The 21,301-nt window shown below is 55.5% G+C and carries 17 protein-coding genes and 1 tRNA gene; 2 read left to right on the forward strand and 16 right to left on the reverse strand.

Annotated elements, in window-relative coordinates:
• Positions 1–57 precede the first annotated feature (57 nt).
• From AC0YNU_RS29095 to AC0YNU_RS29125, 7 genes are all read right to left on the reverse strand, one after another.
• Positions 58–2,733, reverse strand: coding sequence for a DUF5722 domain-containing protein (locus tag AC0YNU_RS29095; RefSeq protein ID WP_475762881.1), 2,676 nt, complete (start codon positions 2,731–2,733; stop codon positions 58–60).
• Positions 2,734–3,047: 314 nt separating this feature from the next.
• Positions 3,048–4,082: a cation diffusion facilitator family transporter gene (locus AC0YNU_RS29100; RefSeq protein ID WP_475762883.1), complete on the reverse strand. Its 1,035-nt coding sequence runs from the start codon at positions 4,080–4,082 to the stop codon at positions 3,048–3,050.
• A gap of 430 nt (positions 4,083–4,512) precedes the next feature.
• Positions 4,513–5,802 (reverse strand): GTPase HflX, encoded by a 1,290-nt coding sequence (gene hflX / locus AC0YNU_RS29105; RefSeq protein ID WP_475762885.1) that lies wholly within the window; start codon positions 5,800–5,802, stop codon positions 4,513–4,515.
• Between the two features lie 633 nt (positions 5,803–6,435).
• On the reverse strand, positions 6,436–7,053 hold the full coding sequence (locus AC0YNU_RS29110; RefSeq protein WP_475762887.1) for a glycerol-3-phosphate acyltransferase: 618 nt from the start codon (positions 7,051–7,053) through the stop codon (positions 6,436–6,438).
• Positions 7,050–8,156 carry a glycosyltransferase gene (locus tag AC0YNU_RS29115; RefSeq protein ID WP_475762889.1) on the reverse strand — a complete coding sequence of 369 codons (1,107 nt, stop codon included), beginning with the start codon at positions 8,154–8,156 and terminating at the stop codon, positions 7,050–7,052. The genes AC0YNU_RS29110 and AC0YNU_RS29115 overlap by 4 nt, the downstream gene beginning before the upstream one ends.
• 348 nt (positions 8,157–8,504) lie before the next feature.
• Positions 8,505–8,576 (reverse strand) — tRNA-Lys (locus tag AC0YNU_RS29120).
• A 131-nt stretch (positions 8,577–8,707) separates the two neighbouring features.
• A complete protein-coding gene (locus tag AC0YNU_RS29125; protein WP_475762891.1) occupies positions 8,708–9,820 on the reverse strand; it encodes an ABC transporter substrate-binding protein in 1,113 nt (370 codons plus the stop codon).
• 129 nt (positions 9,821–9,949) lie between these two features.
• On the opposite strand from AC0YNU_RS29125, the gene AC0YNU_RS29130 reads away from it, so the two are divergent.
• On the forward strand, positions 9,950–11,056 hold the full coding sequence (locus AC0YNU_RS29130) for a FecCD family ABC transporter permease (protein WP_475762893.1): 1,107 nt from the start codon (positions 9,950–9,952) through the stop codon (positions 11,054–11,056).
• Between the two features lies 1 nt (position 11,057).
• Complete coding sequence (locus tag AC0YNU_RS29135) at positions 11,058–11,897, forward strand: ABC transporter ATP-binding protein (protein ID WP_475762895.1); 840 nt, start codon at positions 11,058–11,060, stop codon at positions 11,895–11,897.
• Between the two features lie 117 nt (positions 11,898–12,014).
• Here AC0YNU_RS29135 and AC0YNU_RS29140 read toward each other — a convergent pair whose 3' ends face one another.
• The 9 genes from AC0YNU_RS29140 to AC0YNU_RS29180 all read right to left on the reverse strand — a co-directional run bounded on the left by AC0YNU_RS29140 (position 12,015) and on the right by AC0YNU_RS29180 (position 21,212).
• Positions 12,015–12,689, reverse strand: coding sequence for a vWA domain-containing protein (locus AC0YNU_RS29140; RefSeq protein WP_475762897.1), 675 nt, complete (start codon positions 12,687–12,689; stop codon positions 12,015–12,017).
• Positions 12,690–12,826: 137 nt separating this feature from the next.
• Positions 12,827–13,900 carry a macro domain-containing protein gene (locus AC0YNU_RS29145; RefSeq protein WP_475762899.1) on the reverse strand — a complete coding sequence of 358 codons (1,074 nt, stop codon included), beginning with the start codon at positions 13,898–13,900 and terminating at the stop codon, positions 12,827–12,829.
• Between the two features lie 178 nt (positions 13,901–14,078).
• Positions 14,079–14,756 (reverse strand): FadR/GntR family transcriptional regulator, encoded by a 678-nt coding sequence (locus AC0YNU_RS29150; protein ID WP_475762901.1) that lies wholly within the window; start codon positions 14,754–14,756, stop codon positions 14,079–14,081.
• Positions 14,757–14,808: 52 nt separating this feature from the next.
• A complete protein-coding gene (locus AC0YNU_RS29155; RefSeq protein ID WP_475762903.1) occupies positions 14,809–15,984 on the reverse strand; it encodes a trans-sulfuration enzyme family protein in 1,176 nt (391 codons plus the stop codon).
• A gap of 33 nt (positions 15,985–16,017) precedes the next feature.
• On the reverse strand, positions 16,018–16,845 hold the full coding sequence (locus AC0YNU_RS29160) for a carbohydrate ABC transporter permease (protein ID WP_475762905.1): 828 nt from the start codon (positions 16,843–16,845) through the stop codon (positions 16,018–16,020).
• Position 16,846: 1 nt separating this feature from the next.
• The gene (locus AC0YNU_RS29165) at positions 16,847–17,776 is read right to left on the reverse strand and encodes a carbohydrate ABC transporter permease (RefSeq protein ID WP_475762907.1); all 930 of its coding nucleotides are present in this window, start codon (positions 17,774–17,776) and stop codon (positions 16,847–16,849) included.
• 79 nt (positions 17,777–17,855) lie between these two features.
• Positions 17,856–19,190: an ABC transporter substrate-binding protein gene (locus AC0YNU_RS29170; protein ID WP_475762909.1), complete on the reverse strand. Its 1,335-nt coding sequence runs from the start codon at positions 19,188–19,190 to the stop codon at positions 17,856–17,858.
• 305 nt (positions 19,191–19,495) lie between these two features.
• The gene (locus tag AC0YNU_RS29175; protein ID WP_475762911.1) at positions 19,496–20,155 is read right to left on the reverse strand and encodes a M48 family metallopeptidase; all 660 of its coding nucleotides are present in this window, start codon (positions 20,153–20,155) and stop codon (positions 19,496–19,498) included.
• A 55-nt stretch (positions 20,156–20,210) separates the two neighbouring features.
• A complete protein-coding gene (locus AC0YNU_RS29180) occupies positions 20,211–21,212 on the reverse strand; it encodes an SPFH domain-containing protein (protein ID WP_475762912.1) in 1,002 nt (333 codons plus the stop codon).
• Positions 21,213–21,301 lie beyond the last annotated feature (89 nt).

Genomic DNA, 21,301 nt, shown 5'->3' on the forward strand with positions numbered 1-21,301 from the left:
GCCCGCAGGGGCAGCTTTGCACGGTTTGATGCGGCTCGGACGCTTATGACTCTAGCTCTAGACGCCGAAACCGATTTGATCCACTTGATAGCGGCCATTCCAGATCGACGTCGAGTTGGCGCTGTGCCAAATCTTGATTTTGTCGATGCTGCCTTTGTACGCCCAACCGCTGATATCCATGGAGAACTTGTTCCAGGAATCCGGCGTCATCGAGGCGATGCCTTGAATGACATGCGTTCCGCTATAGAGGCGGACGGTCACCTGATAGGAGGTCGCGCCGGGGGCAGCCCCGTACGAGTCGATCGCAAACTGGAATTTCGGCGCGGATGTCGCGTTGACCGGCGTAGAGAACACTTTCGTAATTCCCTTCTCCGCTCTTGCTCCGCCCTCGTAGTCGCCCGTGACGCTGTTGTTGGTGTTGACCTCCAGCGCTTTGGTTCCGGCAAATGGCGTGGTTGGCGCATTCGCAAACGATGAGACGACGGCCGCGGACTGCGCGTATTCGGAGATCGCCCAGCCGTCCGCCGACGATTCGAACCCGGATACGCCGAGCGTAGGCGAGATCGAAGCCACCGAGGACAGAACGCCTGCCACCGGCGCATTGCCGTTGTCGAGCACCGAAGCATTGTAGCCCGGAATCGCATCGGACCAATTCGCGATGCCGATGATGCTCTTCGCGAATGCCGTTACGCTTACGGACTCGCTCGTATCGATTTTCTTGAACACGTTATACATCGCCTTCTGCGCAAGCGGCGCGGCCGGAGCGGACTTCGACGGATCCCGGGTCCATAAGCCCAGGTTCAGCCCGCCTTCTCCCCCATGGTCGACATGGCGATGAAGAATGAACGCATCGATGCCGTCCGTGAATCTGGCCTTGTAATACGCATAGGCATAAGCAGCCGCTTGCGTCTGCTGATCCGCCGCGGAATTGCTCAAGGAATGGAAACCTTGCTCCGACAGGATGACTCTCCGCTTGTTCCCGTTATAGAGATAATTGCTTGCCCCGATATAATCCGTCAGCACTTGCAGGTTCTTGAACGTGACCCGCGTCGTCGTCGGCGAGTTGGTCGCCGTCGTATCGTTCCACGTCGTCGGATCGAACAGATCCTCCGGATACGGATGGTACGCGATGTTCCAGCCGATGTTGCCTTCGCCCGCGATGCGCCGGTTGAACTCATCCAGCAGATCCTTGCCCTTGTACGTCTGGAGCGGATTCGAGCCTACGCTGCCGTTCCAGAAATGATCGAGCGAAATGTACGCTCTCGCGTTGCTGTAATATTTCTTGATCGCCGTGTTCACGATCCGGAACGTACGGGCGTACTGCTCGACGAAATCCTGCAGCGTCTTGTTGCCCATGTCGTACCAATAAATCTGGGAATCGACTTCGTTGCCGACGATGTAATTGACCGCGCGGCCGTACAGCTCGTCACTTCTCGTGTAGCGGCTGGCGAGGAATTCGACGCCCGCCTTCCAATACCGCACGCCGTCCGCGTTCGTCGAATTGACGGCCGCTACGGTGCCGGCCCCGGAATAATCCGGATGGATCAGCTTCGAATTGATCGTTCCTGACGCGTTATACATCAGAAGGATGAGGGTGACGATGATATCGTCGTCCGACAGCGTCTTGATGTCGTGATCCAGACCGCCGATATAAGACTGGCTGAAATAATACGTCGTGCCGTCCATGACGAACGGAATCGCGTTCGTCGCATCCGGCATGAACATCTCGTTGAACGATACGTTCAGCGCCGCGTGACCGATGCCGAGCTTCTGCGCGTCGTCCACCATTTGCACCTGCAGGCCCTTGATCGTCTTGGCCGCCGGGAACGCGTACGTATTGGTCGAGCTCGTCAATTGCGTGAGGTAAGTCGGCGCGGCGACGAGCGCCTTGGTCGCGTGATTGATGACGGCGAATTTGGAATACGCTTTATCGCGCGAGGAGGCGTAGCGCGCCGTGGTCAAGCTGAAGCTCGCCGTTCCGCCGCTTGGCGTGACCGTCTGGGTGGCGTGCGCCGTATAGGTCCCGGCGATATTGTACTGTTCGTACGTCTGCAGCTCGATCAAGTCGAACTGGACGCTCGCGGTTGCCGGGTAGGAGCCTTGCACGGAAATCTGCGTCGCGTCGGCCGAGACCTGGCTGATCGTTCCCGCGACCGGAGCAGGCATGAAGCCGACATTGTCGAGCTGATGCTTCGCCGTCCAATTGCTCGTATACGTGACGGAGCGGTATGCGATCTCGATCTTCGTAATGTTATTCACGTAGCTCCAGCCGCTAAGGTCGACCGTGAGCTCGTTCCACTGATCGCCGCTGATGTTCTGCGTGGATACGAAGGTCTGGGCATTGCTGTAGAAGGTGAGCCTGACTTCGAACTGCGTATGGGAGGAATTGATGCCGTAGGTGTTGAATGCACCGTGGAAATAAGGCGTCGAGGACATATTGAGAGCGCTTGCAAAATTCTGATAGATCGAACGCCACGTCGTGCCCGGAACGGCCGTGCTCGTCAGCTCGCCCATACGGCTCCCTTCGAACGGCGTCGTAGGCCCGTTCAAGCTGCTCGTCACATTCGATAAAGCCGAGACATTGCTGCCCCATTGCCAGCCATCCGTTCCCGATTCGAAATTACCCAGGTCCGTCGATAGGGCAACAGCCTTCGCCGGCGCGGGACCGGGCAATACGGATAACAAGACAACCAAACAAAGCAAGACCGTAAAACTGCGAAATAAAGGTTTCATTACAAATCCCCTTCCACAAAGTATTCTTGCACTAGTTATAATATACTAATTATATAATATTAACAACAAAATATACGTTGATCATATATTGTATTCTTTTGTCGAAATATTGCCTGCAGATGAACGAGTGTTTGGCAGCCTGTCCGCCGCCAATGAAAAGGAGCTGCCCCGCGCGCCATGGAATCATGACACTGGAACAGCTCCCTTGCAAGCGAGCACGCTGCGTGCAGCGTACAGCAATCCGCAACTACCATTTAACCCCGTAGATCTCTTACGATGTTGATAATCAACTTGCTAATAGCCCGGGCTCTGCTCTATTTATGCTCATGGCCTTCGTCTGTCCCATGATGATGGTCATGACCAGGCTCCGATCCGTCGCATAACATCGAGTTGGGATGCGGATGACCGTCATCCTCCATTTGAATCGTGCAGTGCCCGATGTTCAGATGCAGCAGGCGATGCTCGATCTCCCTCAGCAGCGCTTGGCTTTGTCCGATGGTCATTGCGGCGTCAAGCGTCACATGGCAGGAGAGCGCGTTGCGGCCGCTCGTGATGCTCCATACATGCAAATCATGAACGGCATGGATGCCGGGTATGGAACAGATCGTCTCCGCGACCTTCTGCAGCTCCACGTCCTTCGGCGTCGCCTCCATAAGGATATGGATGGTCTGTTTTACAATGCCGAAGGCCCCGAACGCAATCAGCACGGCGATGCCCACGCTGAGGATGGGATCGACCACGTACCACCCCGTAAAATGAATGATCAGTCCGCCGACGATGACGCCCGCCGAAGCCGCCGCATCGCCCACCATGTGCAGCACGGCGCTCCTGACGTTCATATTGTCTTCCTTATTTAAGCCTAGGCCGAATCCGAGGTACAAGTTCAGGATAAGACCGACGCCGGCGCTGATGAACAACCACGTGCTGCCGACCTCTTCCGGCGCTTGCAGCCGCCTGACGGCCTCCCACAAAATAATGACCGCGATCACGATCAGCGACAGCGCATTGATGAATGCCGCCAGGATGCCCGATCGGTGATACCCGAACGTATAGCCGACCGAAGGCGCCTTGAGCGACTGCTTCATCGCATACCAGGACAGGCCGATCGCCGCGATATCGGTCAGCACATGACCCGCGTCGGACAGCAGCGCCAGGCTGTTCGAGATGATGCCGCCGACAACCTCGACGGCCAGGATGAAGAAGCTGAGGAAAAACGCCAGCTTCATCTTGCCGATCGGCGCATGCGTATGAAATACATCGCCATGATTATGGCTGTGACCGTGACCGTGGCCGTTACTGTGACCATGCTCGTGCTCGTAATGATGCCCGCCAGGCTGGGAGTGACTCATCTGCGTTTCCATTCCCCTTTCATCGGGTGCGAACATTGGGCCGGCACGGTTTCGCGCATCATCGGCGCCGCCAATTCCGTATGCCACCCGCGGCTCCTTGCCGTTCTGCCGCTATACGAGTCCATATGCTTATAAGTGTAGCATACGGGGAATTGGAGCAACAACTTGCAAGATCGCCCGGCGATGGTCAGGGAAGTTGACTTAAATGCCTAATTGAATGGCGATTTGAATGCCGAGTTGAATGCCAGTCGGGTACGACGATAGAACGCGTTTAAGCTTTCAACTGGACAAAGCAAGAAGCTATGCCGGCATGGCATAGCTCCTCTTGTTCGTTAATACCCCTTTACGCGGAACGTGACGCTCATTCGATCGATCGTTCGCTAAAGCATTCCTGACCGGCAACGCTTCCTCCAGTGGATAACCCATTCGGTTATTCCGCCGCCAATGGCTCCGCGAACAGATGCTTATATTTCTCGTAGTCGGCTCTCCTGCACTCCATCGTAAGACGCGTGCCGTTCGGCTCATAGTCGGTTGCCTGCACATGGGCATTGGCGTTGAAGTACGAGACCAACCGGCCCTCCTCGAACGGAATGATCACCTCGCACTGGACGTAGTCTTGGAAGATCCGATCCTTCACGAGCGTGACCAGCTCTTCCAGACCCGCTCCATCCTTGACGGAGAGATACACGCGGCCGTCTTCCGTCCGAGGGTACGCTTCGCCGGTCAGGTCTGTCTTGTTGTACGCGTAGACCATCGGAATATGACCCGCGCCCAGCTCCTTCAACGTCGCATTGGTGACCTCGATGAGACGTTCGAATTCCGGATTGGAGTAGTCGACGACCTGAACCAGCAGGTCGGCTTCGGCGACTTCTTCCAGCGTGGAACGAAACGCCTTGACGAGATGATGCGGCAGCTGGCTGACGAAGCCGACCGTATCGGTCAGCAGGAACGACTTGTTATCCGGCAGCTCGATGCTGCGGACCGATGTTTCCAGCGTGGCGAACAGCATGTCTTTGGCCAATACCTGTTTGTTGTTATCCGGCATATACCGGTCGAGAATCGCGTTCATGAGGCTGGATTTGCCCGCATTCGTGTAGCCGACGAGACAGACGACGGCGGCGCCGGTTTTCAGCCGCTGCTTGCGCTGTACTTGACGCCTCGAGACGAGCTTCTCCAGGTCGTCCTGCAGCCCGGAGATCCGTTCCTCGATGCGCCGGCGGTCGAGCTCCAGCTTCGTCTCGCCCGCGCCCCGGTTCTTCAGGCCCGAGCCGCCGCCTTGGCGGCCGAGCGATTCCCGCAGGCCCACGAGCCGCGGAAGCATGTACTGCAGCTGCGCCACTTCAACCTGCAGCTGCGCTTCGCGAGTCTGTGCCCGGTCACCGAAAATATCGAGGATCAGGATCGTCCGGTCGATGACTCTTTTATCCAGGGCGCCTTCCAGGTTGCGCAGCTGAGAAGGCGACAGCTCATCGTTGAAGATAATGGTCGAAGCGTCCAGCCCCTCCGCGAGCGCGGCAAGCTCCTGGATTTTGCCGGTGCCCAGATAGTGGGGACCGTTGATTTTGGATAAATTTTGCGTCAGCTCGCCTACGACCTCGATGTTGTTGGCTTCGGCAAGACTGCGCAGCTCCTCCATCGAATAAGCGAAGTCCGGTCTGTCGTTCAGGTTCACGCCGACGATAACGGCTTTATGATTGATGGCTGCTTGTTGTTCTTCCATATAGGGAATTCCTCCTTCGTGAATGGCGATAAACGCTTTGACATGAGTATCGCTTAAAATGAGCATAAAAAAACGCACGGGCGCTCGGGCCTGTGCGTTTCGCGGATACGAAAGAGAGGAACTCGGATTCTCCCGGACGAAAAGCCGCTGGGCTTTCCTTCTCGAATCGGCGGCGAGGGCTGCATTGACGACCATTGCCGGTCAAATGCAAGCCATCACTCCTAGTCTTCCGGGAGGCAGGTCGCTTCGGAGCGCATACGGCGAAAGAAGCCCGCTGTACGGCAGGTGCTTGCGATCGCAATGCGCTATACGAATGCTTTAAAGGCAACACGGGAACCGAACCCTTCCGGTTCTGTTCTTCTCGCGTCAGTTGCTGCTGGGTTACCTTTAACGGACAGACCTATCCTGAGTCCTCTGCACGCAGGCAGAGCCTTGGGCGCTATTCAATTAGCCGCGCAAAGTGCGAACTCGGATAAAGTCTATCACACGTAACCCTCCGTTCCATTTGAAGTAAAGCCATCTTACCATAGGGACGAGCGGAAATGCAAACAATTGGAAGCCGCTAGGAGAACCGAATTTAATGTTGCTCCTCTTCCGCGGACGCCGCGCTTGACTTGGACGGCTTATCGCACCTCACGACCGTTGCCGGCCGGCAATTGCGAAGAACCGGCGCAGTTCCCTGCGGTGGGTGTAGGCCAGCAGCAGGAAGCTGACCAGCCAGAAGACGAGAATCGTGCGCGAATATTGAGCGACAATCAAGAATACCGACAGCAGCAGCATCCCAAGCACGACTTGGAAGCCGTCGGCATCGGGCGTGGTCGGCCTGCCCTTCGTGAACAGGCGGGAGCCCGCAAGCAGCACCGCCAGAATGATGGCGTAGGCAAGCGAAGCGGCGAATCCCGTCAGCGCGCTCCATACGCCGAACGTAACGGCAATCGCTTTGCCCCCCTTGCCTCGCATGAAGGGCGAGAACGCATGGCCCAGTACGGCGGCGGCAGACGGAAGCACGATCCCCATCCCTCCAACGGAGCCGGATGCAATCAGCCAGAATACCGGCACGTAGCCTTTTAGAAAATCAAGCGCGATTCCGCTCAAGCCATACGTATATCCCGCTGCCCGCCACAGATTCAGCGCTCCGGGATTGCCGTCGCCGACCGTCTTCAGGTTATGATTGGCGGCCAGGCCGAGCCAATACGAGAACATCAGGGAACCGGATAGACACGACAGCAGCGTCCACGCAAGGATGATCAACGTTTCCGGCCTCCCACTTCGATTTGCCTGCCCTTCCACGCGACGCGTCCCAGAAACAAGACCCGGTACAACGAGTACAGCATGATATAGAGGAAGAACGCGGTGCTCAGCAAATGAAGCGCAGGCATCCATCTGCCGAACCGTCCGGTATAGCGTACGAAATAATAGATTTGCGCCGTATACAGCACGTAGCCGGCAATAAGCGGCAGCGACCAGGAAGCAGAAGCAGCTAGGACGAAAGGCGCGAGCTCCGCTGCGATTAGACCGACCAGCCATACGGCAACAAGCAGCGTCGTCCCCAGGTTCAGCCTGCTCGTGCTCAGCACGGCTCCTTTGCCGAAGCCTTCGATCTCGCTGCGGATGCCGCCGGGGTACATCCGGAATTCGACCATGCCGCGGCCGATATAATTCGTGACCGGAATGCCTGCTTCCATGAACTTCGCGCCGAGATTCAGGTCGTCGAGCAGCTCGGACCTGATCGCTTCATGCCCTTGCGCCTGCTCGTAATCGCTCCGAGTCGTCAGGATGCAGGATCCGTAAAGCCCCTTCGTCGGATTCGTCCGCTCGAAAGGCGACGTAAAAGCGAACAAGCCCAAGAGATTCACGATAAGCGCCAGCTTCTCGTACGGCTTCTCCGTGTGATGATACGGGACGACGGAGACGACGCCTCCCGCCCGTTCCCTTGCCGCTGTCAGCGACTCCAGCGCCTGCGGCGCAAGCCGGACATCCGCATCCAGAAACGCGATCAGATCGCCGGACGCCTGCTTATAACCGTTCCACACGGCCCAGTTCTTGCCTGTCCAGCCCGGCGGGAGCGGCGTGCCGGCCAAGACTTTCACGCCGTACCGTTCCGCGATGGCCCTCGTTCCGTCTTCCGAGCCGTCGTCCACCACGATGATTTCGAACGGTTGATAGGTTTGCGATTGAAGCGAGCTTAACAAATGAGGGAGGTTGCATTCTTCATTCCTTGCCGGGATAATGACGGACAGCTTCCCCGGAGAAGGCGGACGACTGTGACGGCTTACGGGAATCGTCTTGCGGCGGAATAAGACCAGGCCCGAGGCGCACGCGGCCGCCAGCAGCGCCATGATCAGCAAATCCATACCCCCACCCCCTGTATAATTTAGGATATGAATCTATCTTAAAAGATATTGCTAGAAACTTCCATGGTTTGTAAGCACAGGGAGTAAAAACAGCCGCCAGTTTGCGCTTCCGCCGCATGCCGTTGGGGCCGCAGCCTATCCTGCATCCGCGCAAAAACCCCCGATCTCGTGAGGTCGGGGGTTAGCATAGGTTCGCATTGGTCCGCACAGCTCGTACAAGTCCGCGCAGGCTCGCGCAGGTTCGCACAGGTCCGCGCAGGTTCCGCACAGGTCGATAGAAAAAAGGGTTACGAACAAAAAAATCCCCCGCCGCGGAATTCCGCTAGCGAGGGATCTCGGATAATCATATAGGCCCGGTGGGGGTCGAACCCACAACCTACCGGTTAAGAGCCGGTTGCTCTGCCATTGAGCTACGGACCTGCAATATTCAATATTATAATACGAATGGCGTTAATTATCAACCTGTCCAACATAATCGGCTTTCCAGACTTATTTTACCCTATGAAATATAGTCCCGGCTCTTGATCGAGCCGGGTTCTCCGCACAGCTGCTTACTTCATTTGATCCGGATAAAGCTCCTTCGCCAGCTCTTCAAGTCCGTCGACAATGTTGAAGCTGTATGTCATGAACGTATTGTAGCTGATGATATAGATTTGCTTGTTCTTGACGGCGGTCAGATTGGCCAGCGCTTTGTCCGCATAGATATCCGACACGATCTTCTTGCTGTCCTGTCCGCGGTAATCGACGTACAGAATAACATCCGGATTCACCGCGAGCAGCTTCTCCGCGCCAATCTCGTTGGCAAGCTCGTTCGTCGCAGGAACAAGCTTCAAGTGCTTCACGGCATCATCCTGGTAAGCCAACAACGGTCCGGCAAAAATGCTGCTGCTGTTTCCTTTGTAATCGAGCATGAAGATGAACTTGCTTTCTTGATCAACCGCTGCCAGTTTATCGTCAATCGCAGACAGGCGCGTCTTCAGGCCATCGCCGAATGCTTTGGCGTGTTCCTGTACATTGAAGATTTGTCCCATCTCGTCGATGTCCGTGAATAGGTCATTCAATACCGAACCTGGCTTGCTGGCATGCTGCAGGTACGTCTTCACGCCGAGCGCATTCAGATCCTTAACCGTCCCGTGCGCCCATTCTTCGTCAGCGAACAGCTCGCCGCGTCCGATAACCAAGTCCGGCTTCGCGCCGAGGACGAGCTCTTTGCTGGCATAATCCTTGGAAATCATCGGTACCTTGGCGTAATCGGCCGCAACTTCGGGATACGGATCACCGTAGGTAGCAGCGGTTCCGACGAGACGATCCACGAGGCCGAGCTCAAGCAGCAGCTCCGTCACGCCTTGCGTATTCGCCACGACGCGTTCAGGCGTCTTATCGAAAGTCTGATCGAGCTTCTCCCATGCGCTGTCGAAATTCGTAACCGTCAACGGGTATTGCGTTGCCGCAGGAGCTGCGGCATCGTTGGCAGCGGAATCATTCGCCGGTTGATTACCGGCTGCATTGCTTTCGCCTTCCGCCGGCTGCGCGGTCTCTGTGTTGGCGTTGCCTGCCGTGTCCCCATTCGAATTGGGATTGTTGCTGTTTCCGCACGCAGAGACGAGCCATACAAGTGCCAGGAGGCAGACAACAAGGCTGGAACGCAAAGATTTATTAAGCACGTTCAATTTCATTCCCCTCTAAATAATAATGATTTTCATTCTCAATGAATGATGATACAATGGAACCGCTCCGTTGACAAGGGGCTTGCGTCAACTTGCTGTGTATTCAACTTATTGGAGGCTGCTGTCGTGTCTGAACCTGTTAGACGAAAACCTGCTTTAGCATCGCGCGGTTTGCTGCATACCCGCATGCAATTCAATTCCTTGCTCTTGATCATGGTGCTAGTACTTCTTGTATCCGCTATAATCGCCGTATCGGTTGGGCAGGTGGGCATTCCGTTCGCCCAATCCTTCCGTATCCTCGCCTATAATCTTACCGGATGGAAAATCGGAAATATGGCCGATCTGATCGGCGGGATGGAATCAAACATTATCTGGGAAATCCGGCTTCCTCGCGTGCTCTTGGCGCTCGTCGTCGGCGCGGGACTCGCCATGTGCGGAACCGTCATGCAGGCAAGCGTCCAGAACCCGTTGGCGGATCCATATTTAATGGGCATCTCCGCAGGCGCTGCCCTCGGTGCAACCTTCGCGATCTTGGTTGGCTTTGGCCAATCCGGATGGCTTGGAAACATGGGCATTGCCTTCTGGGCGTTCAGCGGAGCGTTGATCGCCGCCGCGATCGTGCTTACGCTGGCAAGCATCGGCGGGCGGACTTCGCCGGTCAAGCTCATACTGGCAGGACTGGTCATCGATGCTTTATGCGGTTCTTTCTCCAACTTCATTATCTCGATCGCCAACGATGTCGAAGGAATCCGCACGCTCACGTTCTGGACGATGGGAAGCTTGGCGGCTGCCAAGTGGGGCTCTCTGCCGCTCGTGTCGATCGTGGTCGTGATCTCCCTTGCCCTTATGCTCGTGCAATCCCGGATCTTGAACACGATGCTTCTCGGCGATGAGACCGCCGTTACGCTCGGCATTAATCTGACGACCTACCGCAGGGTGTATATGATCATTACCTCCATCGTGACCGGGGTGATCGTCGCGACCTGCGGCATCATCGGATTCGTCGGACTCATCATTCCGCATATTGTCCGAAGCCTCGTCGGCACGGACCATAAACGGCTGCTGCCCGCCGCCGTCCTGACCGGAGCCGTGTTCCTCGTGTGGACCGACATTATCGCCAGAATCGCCCTCAAGACGACCGAGCTTCCGATTGGCGTCATTACGGCATTCATCGGCGCCCCATTGTTTATCTACTTGCTGATTCGCAAAAATTACGGATTCGGAGGGAAGTAACATGGAGCTCAAAGCCAGCCATCTATCCGTCTCGCTTGGCGGAAACGATATCGTGCAAGATATCTCCCTGCACGTTGCCCCGGGCCGCTTCGTCGGCATTATCGGACCGAACGGCTGCGGCAAGTCCACGCTGCTCAAGAGTATCTATCGCGTCCTCAAACCGTCGAACGGCACGGTGTACCTTGATGATTACGATGTAATCAATGCGAATGCCAAGACGATCGCGAAGCGAATGAGCGTCGTCGGCCAGTTCAACGAGCTGGGGTTTGATTTTACCGTACAGGAAATGGTCATGATGGGTCGCACCCCGCACAAAAAGCTGATGGAGCGCGACACGCCGGAGGATTATCGCATCGTAGCGGATGCGCTGGCACGCGTTAACCTGACTGACTATGCGGAGCGCAGCTACCAGACGTTGTCCGGCGGCGAGAAGCAGCGGGTCGTGCTGGCGCGGGCGATTGCCCAGCAGCCTTCCTTCATGATTCTCGACGAACCGACGAACCATCTCGATATCAAGTATCAGCTGCAAATTCTCTCGATCGTCAAATCGCTCGGAATCGGCATTCTCTCGGCCATCCATGATCTCAGTCTGGCGGCCGTCTACTGCGACTATTTGTACATGATCAACAAAGGGCGCATTGTCTATCAGGGTAAGCCCGAAGCCGTGCTGACGAAGGACAACATTCGCAACCTCTTCGAGGTCGAATGCGAGGTCTATACCAATCCCGTGACTGGCGGACTGGCGATTGCGTACCTACCGGAAGCATCGCAGGAAACGCCTCAGAAAACGCCTCAGGAAACGCCGCGTCAATCGCCTCAAGCTTCCTTTCGCGTAGGGTAATGCCGACAGGGAACCATCGATTCGATATACCGTCCGAATTCGAAGCGATACATACAGCATGCTTTCAGCCACATCCCTAAGCGGATGTGGCTGATTTCCAATCCTAACTCCTACTCGTTATGCTCTCGGCTTGCGGACATTCCGATTGCCGCCGCGTCCCGCGAAATCCGCCTTGATCGGCTCGCTCCAATTCTCCGCCAATGCACCGCTTCTTCGGAAATCCGCTATCGCATCCGCGACGACCTCGTAATTCAAAAGCGTTCCCTCGCTGTCGGCGTGATAGTTCTGCGCCCGGCTCGGGGCGATCCCGAATCGTCCCGCAACCTCCGGCGCGTCGATGTTCGCGCCGAGGAAGATAAACTCCCAGCCGTACTTGCTCGTTTGCCGCTCGATCATGGCTTTGATCTTGCCGTAGTCGTATTCGTGGCTGGCATTCTCCATGCCGTCCGTCGTAATGACCACCAGTACCTTGTCTGCCCGGTAAGCCTCGGCCGTATGCTTCTGGGCGCTGCCGATTTTGTTGATCGTGATGCCGATGGCATCCAGCAGCGCCGTCGAGCCTCCAACCGCGTATTCCTTCTCGGTAATCGGCGACACGGCTCTCAGGTCGATTCGGTCATGCAGCAGTTCATCGTTGTTGTCGAACAGCACGGTCGTGATGCGCGCTTCGCCTTCCATGGACTTTTGCTTCGCAAGCATGGCGTTGTATCCGCCGATCGTATCGGCCTCCAGTCCGCTCATCGAACCACTTTTGTCCAAAATAAACACCAATTCCGTCAGGTTCGTTTTCATGTTAAGCTCCTCCATTCCTATCGTTCGAGAATTCAGGATACCTGAACACGGAAACGGCGAGGTCGCTTCGAGAGCGACAATGGATTCGCTTGGCCGCGAGATAGAGCCGCAGCAGCTAGCGCACTCGTGGTTGCGCCTCATGAACCCAGCAGCGGCTGGTCATAATGGAAGAGGACCTCGTTAATGGCGAAAATATCGTACTTGCCCTGAAGGATGAAGTACTCAATAATAACGTCGAACTTCTGGCTGCGGGACAGGGCATATCCTGCGCGTTCCAGCAAGTCGGCGGTTTCGTCGAGCCTCAGTTCCAGCGCGACGGCCAGCGCGATGGCGGTTTTCTTGCTGGGCATATAAGCGGTGTTGCTGCGGATTTTGGAAAACAGCTTCCGATCGATATTCGCGCGCTTGTATACTTCTACATCCGACCGGCCTTTGGCGTCGATCAGCCGCAGAAGCGTCAACGCGAACGGCTCGTCGAGACGACCGATGACATCATCCAGCTCGGGCGGGAGCGATATGGATCCGAAGATCGCGGGCGACGCTTTGGCTTCTTCCGCCCTGCTATCTGCTTCCTCTACGCCATCTGCATCCTCTTCATAACGTCCTTCGTCCCGATCTTCATCAATGGCACGGCGTTCGACATCCAGGATACCGCGGCGCATCGAGACACTTTCAAGTACGTTCACGTAATGCTCGTCAATGAACGCTTCCACGTTACCGAGCAGCTGCTCGCTTACTTCGACCGCTGCCTTGTCGAACACGACGAGGTACACGTCCATGTCGCTGCCTTGCAGGAAATCTTGGATCGCGTCCGTTGCGACACGCAGGGCATCTGCCTTCGGATACCCGTACAACCCTGACGAGATGAGCGGAAATGCGACGGTTTCGCAGCCCTGCTGCGCGGCTAGGTGGAGCGAATTGACATAGCAACCGCGCAGGTGCGCCTCTTCTGCGTTGCTGCCGCCACGCCACACCGGACCTGGCGTATGAATGATGAACTTCGCAGGCAGCTTGAAGCCCGGCGTGATGACGGCATGGCCGACTTCGCAGCCGCCGATACGTTCGCATGCCTGCTGCAGCTCGCGAGTCCCGGCAGCTTTGAAGATCGCCCCGCATACGCCGCCGCCCATTTGAAGCGACGTGTTCGCGGCATTGACGATCGCATCGACCCGCATCGCGGTGATATCGTTTCGGACGATGGTAAACGGCATGATGATCGCTCCTTCAGAAGTTTCTTTATATGAAGTCTATCAAATTTCAGCTTCTATTCAAGGAGCAAGCCGGCACATGCATGCAGAAAAGCCAGCCTTCTCGGCTGGCTTTCGGCTGAATGGGTTGCAACGCCCGGCATGCTTACCGGTATGACGGTTCGGTTAATGCGCTTCCATTTTAATACGTTCGAATAATCGTCTCGATGCAATTCATCATCTTATTGAATTCGTTCAGCGCCTGCTCCGGATCGTGGGCCGCAATGCCCGCGAACATCGTATGGTGAAATTCGTACGTCTCGTCGAACAGCTTCTGGTCGCCGAGCGGTTCATTGAAGAACTTCTCGTACAGGGCGGATATCGACTCGAGCACGCTTGCCAGGATCGGATTGGACGCTGCCCGCATGACGCCGCGGTGAAACGCCAGGTCGATTTGGGAGGTCGGTTTGCCCGCTTCCTTCAGCTGGCTGTATTCTTGCAAGCATGCCGTCAATTCGTCGATTTGCGCCGGCGTAATGCGCTCCGCCGCCAATTCGACCGCTTTGCCCTCCAGTGCCCGGCGTACATCTAGTATCGAAAGCAAGAAGCGCTTTTCTTTTTCGATTTTGATTTTGCCGGCAAACCGATACGTGCCCACGTCGCGGACGTAGATTCCTTTTCCGTTGGACACGGTAATAACGTCGATCGCCTCCAGGTAACGCAGCGCTTCGCGGAGCGAAGAGCGGCCGACGCCGAACATCTCCGTCATCGCCTCGACCGATGGCAGCCGATCTCCTTCTTGCAGCTCTTTTTCTTCAATATAGTTCTGAATTTCCTGCGAGACCAACTCGGGCATCGACTGTCTTTGGATTTTAGCCACATCGCATCACTCCTCGATTACGCGAATCTAATCCGCTTCATAGGCTTCAGGCTTACAGCTCCAGATCGCGCACGGCCGCCCAGGTCCGATCCAAATCATCGATCAAATCGTCGGCGCTCTCCAAACCGATATGCAGACGAATTAAGCTGCAAGCACCCGCCCTGCAGCTTCCGCCCGCGGGGTTAACCGTGACGAGCGACTCGAAGCCGCCCCAGCTGACCCCGATTTTGAAGTACTTCAGCCGGTTCGCCCATTCCCGCATCTTCTCCGTCGACGCTGAGGATTCGAACGAGAACAGCCCGCTTGCGCCATTCATTTGCCGCATGCCCAGCTCGTGCTGCGGATGCGAAGAAAGCGCGGGATGGTTGACTCCCACTACGTACGGCTGGCTGAGCATGTGATTCGCGACCTTCAGGGCGCTGCGCTCATGCCGCTCCATCCGCAGCGGCAGCGTCCGCAGGCAGCGGGTAATCTGCGCCGCGGTAGCGGGCGTCATGATGCCGCCGAACAGCATATACTCATCCTCGGCAATTCGGCTGACCAGACGCCCGGAGCCCAGCACGACGCCGGCGACGCTGTCGCTCTGCCCGGAGATATACTTCGTGCAGGAGTGAACGACGAGATCGATGCCCAGCTCCAAGGGGCGCTGGAAAACCGGCGTCGCCCAGGAGTTGTCGACGATGGTTATGATGCCGCGGCTGCTCGCAAGCTCCGCGCAAGCCTTCAAGTCCTGCAGCTGGAACATCCCCGAGGTCGGACTTTCCAGATAGAGCAGCTTCGTCTCCGGGCGAATCGCCGAGCGAATGTTGTCTATGGAACGTCCATCCACGAGCGTCGATTCGATGCCGAACCGCTGCAGGTACTGGGTGATAAGCATTCGCGTCGGACCGTATGCCTGATCCATGCAGACGATATGGTCGCCGGTCTTGACCGTCGAGAGGATCGCCGCCGAGATCGCGGCCATGCCCGAAGCAAAGCACTTTGCCATTTCCGCCTGCTCCAGCTCGGCCAGCTTATCTTCCAGATACCGCACGGTCGGGTTATTCCCTCGCGAATACACGTGAAGGTTCTGCTGGTTCTGTCCGGCCGCGGCGAATTTCTCGTACGTCTCAAAGGCGAACAAGCTGGTTTGGTAGATCGGCATATTAATCGAACCGTGATGCCGTGCATCGACAGCGTCGTGAGCTGCCGATGTGTACTGCCACTCCCGGTCGTTCTTCTCTGTCATCGTTGATGCTCCTTTCTTCGTTATGCGAGGCGTTTATCCCTTGACGGCCCCTTGCGTCAGACCTTCGACGATGAAACGCTGCGCGATCGCGAACAAGGCGATGGTCGGGAGAACGGACAGCACGGTGCCGGCCGACATCGCGCCCCAATCGACGTCGAACTTCATCACGAACGAGTTCATCGCGACGGGAAGCGTTTTCAAAGATTCGTCATCGATAAACAATACCGCCATGAACAACTCGTTCCAGTTCTGCACGAAGGCGAAAATGAACGTTGCCGCGATCCCGTTCAGCATGACCGGCATGATGACGCGAATAAGCGCCGACAAGCGGGAGCAGCCGTCGATCATCGCCGCCTCTTCCAGGCTGGACGGGATTCGTTCGAAGAACCCTTTGAGCAGGATGGTCGAGAACGGAATCAAGCCTACGGTATACATCAAGATCAGGGATGCCCGCGTGTTGATCAAATCGAGCCGGGACATCAGCAGATAGAGCGGCGCGAGCGCCACGAACCCGGGCAGCATCTGGGTCAGGAAAAATCCCAGCATGACATGCTTATGGGTGCGGAATTTGAAACGGGCCAGCACATAGGCGCTCAGAACCGCAATGACGACGACGACGACGGCGGCGCTGATCGAGATGAGCACACTATTGAAGATGTAGATGTGGAATTTGGATATTTTAATGATATTGATATAGTTCTGGAAGGTCAAATGAGTGGGCCAATATTTCAGAGGAAAGGAGAAAATTTCTTTCTGCGGCTTGAGCGACGTGATGACGATCCAATAGAGCGGAAATACCATCACGATCAAATAGAGCGCCAAGAAGACGACCTTCGATCCTTTAAATAGGTGCCTCTGCATGTTAGAAGTCCCCCAATTTCGCTGATCTCGTCACGGTTAAGTAGAAGATCGTGTAGAGCAGAAGGATGCCGATCATGAGAATGCCGATCGCCGAAGCCGCGCCGTAATCGCCGCTGTACATGATTTTGTCGAGCATGAGCGAGGACAGAATATGCGTCGAGCCGGCAGGTCCGCCGTTCGTGAGCCCGTAGATGATCGACGGATCGTTGAATATCCAGATCGCGCGAAGCAGCGTCGTCGTGATGACCGTCGGCATAATGTAGGGCAGCGTAATGTTCAGCAGCTTGCGCGCGCCGTTCGCGCCGTCCATGCTTCCCGCCTCATACAGCTCCGACGGTACGGATTGCAGCGCCGCCAGCAGCATAATCGCAAAGAAGGCGATGCCGTACCATACGTTCGCGATAATGACCGACGTCATCGCCCAGTCGGGATCCGACAAGAAGCCGATTCGTTCATGAATAATGCCGCTGCGCAGCAGCAAATCGTTAATAACGCCGATCTGCGAGTTGAACATCCATTTCCAGATCAGGCCGATCAGGAAGCCGGACAATGCCCAGGGATAGAAAACAAAGCCCTGAAAAAATCCGCGACCGCGGAACCGCTTGTTTAATAGCAGCGCGACCGTCAGTCCGATCGCGAACTGCGAAATCAAAGAGATAAACACCCAATACAAGCTGTTGATCGAGGCATGCTTGAATTTGTCGTCCTCGAACATGTTCTTGAAGTTATCCAAGCCGATGAAGTGAACGTTGGTCAGATCGAAGAGCTGATAGTTCTGGAATGCCATGACAATGCCGCGCAAGAAGGGATAGTATGTAAAAACCAACATCAGCACCAGCGTGGGCAACAAACTGAAAAAAATGAATCCACGCGGAGAATTGCGGAAGCTCGTCTGCAATCGCCCGATAACGGAAGGCCGATCATCTTTCATGAACCGCACCACCTTTTACGTGAGAAATGGTAACGATGGGTGGCTGCACGCCACCCATCGTCCTTCTTGCATTCATGTTTTATTTCAAGTTTGCTTTTTGATCCGCCCAGAATTGATCCCATTTCTTGAGCGTATCTTCTTCCGTCGCTTTGCCGAGCAGCAGCGATTGGCCGCTTTCCATCGCGATTTGGCCCCATTGGCCGATGCCTGGGTATTTCGTGTTGGCTTTCAGGTTTACGAATTCATCCGGTTTGCTGGCCATATCGAGCAGCGTTTTATACAAATCGGTTTGGAAGAACGGGTCTTTGCTTGCCGAGGTATGGATCGGAATAAGTGCCGTTTTGATCGCGAAGTACGTGTTTTGTTCCGGACTCGACAGGAACTCGATCAGCTTGAACGCCTCGTCCTTGTGCTCCGAGTATTTGGTAATGCCCCAGCCTGCGCCGCCCGTTGCCGTGAACGCCTTGCCGCTTGGACCTTTCGGCATCGGAGCCGTACCGATCGTGTTGACATCCATTTTCTCCATCAACGCCGGGATCGCATCCGGATCTTGCAGCAAGATGCCGGTTACGCCGGACGTGAACGCTTGAACCTGCTCTTGGTAGCCCCAGTTGATCGAATCCTTCGGAGAGCCCTCTTTATACAGCTTCACGTAAAGATCCAGCGCTTGCTTCGCTTCCGGCGTCGAGTACATCGATTTGCCGTCTTTCAAGAACGTCGAATCCGCCTGATCGATGTTGTCGAAGTTGTAATTCTGAATCATCGTATCCGGAACGCCGTTCGCGCCCGCGCCGCCGCGGAACGAGAAGCCGTAACGGTTCTTGCTTGGATCCGTCAGTTTGACTGCGGCTGCCACCATCTCTTCATAGTTGGTCGGCGGCTGAATGCCCTTCTCTTGGAACCAGTCTTTGCGGTAGAACATTTGGCGTTGGTACATGCCGTTCGTAATAAAATACAGGTTATCGTTCAAGGAGGCTACCGATTTGGCAACGTCAACGACGGTTGCGTAATCCGGCCAGCTCTTCACGTAATCGTTCAACGTCTCCAGATAGCCGTTATTGGAAAACTCGGCTACGGTGGAGTCGCGCACTTCCAATACGTCGAGTTCTTCTTTGGCGCCAAGAATGGTTTTGATCTTGTTGTCGGCTTGGTCAAAAGGAGGTGAAATTAAATCGACTTTAATGTTCGGATTGGCTGCTTCGAACTTGGCTATCATTTCTTGCAATACCGCTGTTCGAGCCGGGCTCGTCAAGCTCTCGATCATGCGAAGCGTGACTTTCTTCCCTGAGCCCGCATCGCTTCCCCCGTTGCTGCTGCTGCTGTTATTGTTGTCCCCGCAGCCCGCTAGTACACCCACGAGCAATACGCCTGCAACCGCGCCAAGCAACATCTTTTTCTCTTTTTTTGCCGCCATTGAAATAGCCTCCTTTTTTTTACAAGCCACCAAGCAGACTGGCACACAAGCACTCATCATCCAAGCATATGCTCTGCCTGTCTGATAGGTAAATTGTAAATGAAAGCGTTTTATAATACAATCCCATTTTCTTGCTATTTCAAAAATTATTTTTTGTCTGAATAATCTAACTGGCAGCTTTCGCAGCTCCAACCTAAAAAGCCGGAATCCTGGTCGTACGGATTCCGGCTTGCTGCTTTTTGCGCCTGCTGTTGCGCCTACTATTGCGCCGTGTTGAATGTTCGCGGCCTTTAAGGTTTAGCCCGTTAAAGAGTCATCGCCTGCCCGTACCGCGCCAGAAAAGCTTCCTTCTCCTTGTAGTCCGGAATGACGCTCCCGACACGCCTCCAGAAGGAGCGGTCATGGTTCATATGCGTAAGGTGGCATAGCTCATGCACGATGACATAATCGATGACCTCGATCGGCGCCATCGCCAGACGGTAATTGAAGGTTAATTGCTTATTCGAGCTGCAGCTGCCCCACTTGGTGATGGACTCGACGATTTCGATCGACTTCGGCGTCGCCTTCAGCTGTTTCTGATACATCGGAATGCGCTCCAACACGATCTTCTTGCAGCTTGCGAAATAGAACTTCTTCAGTCGTTGCCGAAGCTCTTCTTCATCCGCCGACGTCGTGTCGATCAAATCGCTCAGCAGGCAGTATCGGCCCAAATGGAGGAATTTACTGTGCTCGTCATCGTACTCTCTGGTCCGTTGCTGCGCTTCGCGGGCTTTCTCGATCGCGCGGAGTTGTTTCTCGATCCATTCCCCGTGCTGCCTAACGGCGGATTCGATCCGCTCGTCGATCGAACCGTTGGGCGCCTTCACCGTAATGAGGCCGGTCGGATCGATATGAATCGTAATTTTGCGTCCAGGTCCGTAAGCGACATGGCATTCGATGATGCGGTGTTCGAGTTGAATCTTCATAATCTCCATCGTTTCTTCGGTTTATTGACGTCGTTAATAGTGTTGCCAACCTAGCCTAGCCCAGCTTCTGCCCGCAATTCGGGCAGAAATTGGCGCCTTCGTTCTTGGCGCCGCAGTTGGGACAGAAGTTCGGCTTCTTGCCGCCTTCCGAGGACGAAGGCGATGGCGTCGCCGAAGCTTGGCCATTATTCGCCGCAGGCTGCTGCTCCTGGCCGCGGTTCATGTTCTTCATCATTTCATTGGCCATGTTCATGCCCATCATCATGCCGGCCATATCCGCGGCAGCGCCGCCGCCTTGCACTTTACCCGATGCGATGCCGTCCGTCATGCTCACCTGCTGGTATTTCTGCAGATTGCCGATCATCTCATGCGAAGCGGTCTTCGTAATCATATCCTGGATTTCCTGCGGGTAGTTGAAGCTCATGACCTGGAAGCCCGTGATCGCGATGCCGATGTCCATCATCTGCATATCCAGATCCTCGCGAATCCCGTTCGCAATATCGAAGGCATTGGCCTGCAGGTTGAACATATCCTTGCCTTCCCGGCTGATCCACTTCATCAGCAGCTGATCGAGCACGGCCGTCATCCGGATTTTGACGTCCTCGACCAAGTAGCTTTGCTTGATTCCGGCGATCTGATCGATCAGCGCCATATAATCGCTCACCTTGAAGTTGAACGTGCCGTTGGCGCGAATCGGCATCCCGCCCGGAAGCTGCGGCGTCGGAATCAGAATCGGACTTTGCGTTCCCCAACGAACGGTAAACTCCTTCGTGTTCACGAACAGCACTTCCACCCGCATGCCGCTGTTGAATCCGAATTTAAACCCTTTCAGCGTCGACAGGAACGGAATGATGTCCGAATCGATATTGAACGATCCTTCTTCCTTGAAGACCCCTTCGACCTTGCCGTTATTCAGGAAGACGGCATCTTGACCGGCGCGGATAATAAGCTTGCTTCCCTTCTTGATCTCCCGGTTGCTCCACTTCCAGAATATCATATCGTCCCTGAACTCTTCCCATTCCACGACGTTCGCAAATTGATTGCCGAAAATCCCCATTCCAATCCCATCCCTTCTATGGTCCGTACTGAACTCGCGCGTTATCGTTCACGTGCAGTTGTATCTTCATCGCTACTGGCTTCTACAAA

It is taken from the genome of Paenibacillus sp. J31P316, assembly GCF_056269105.1.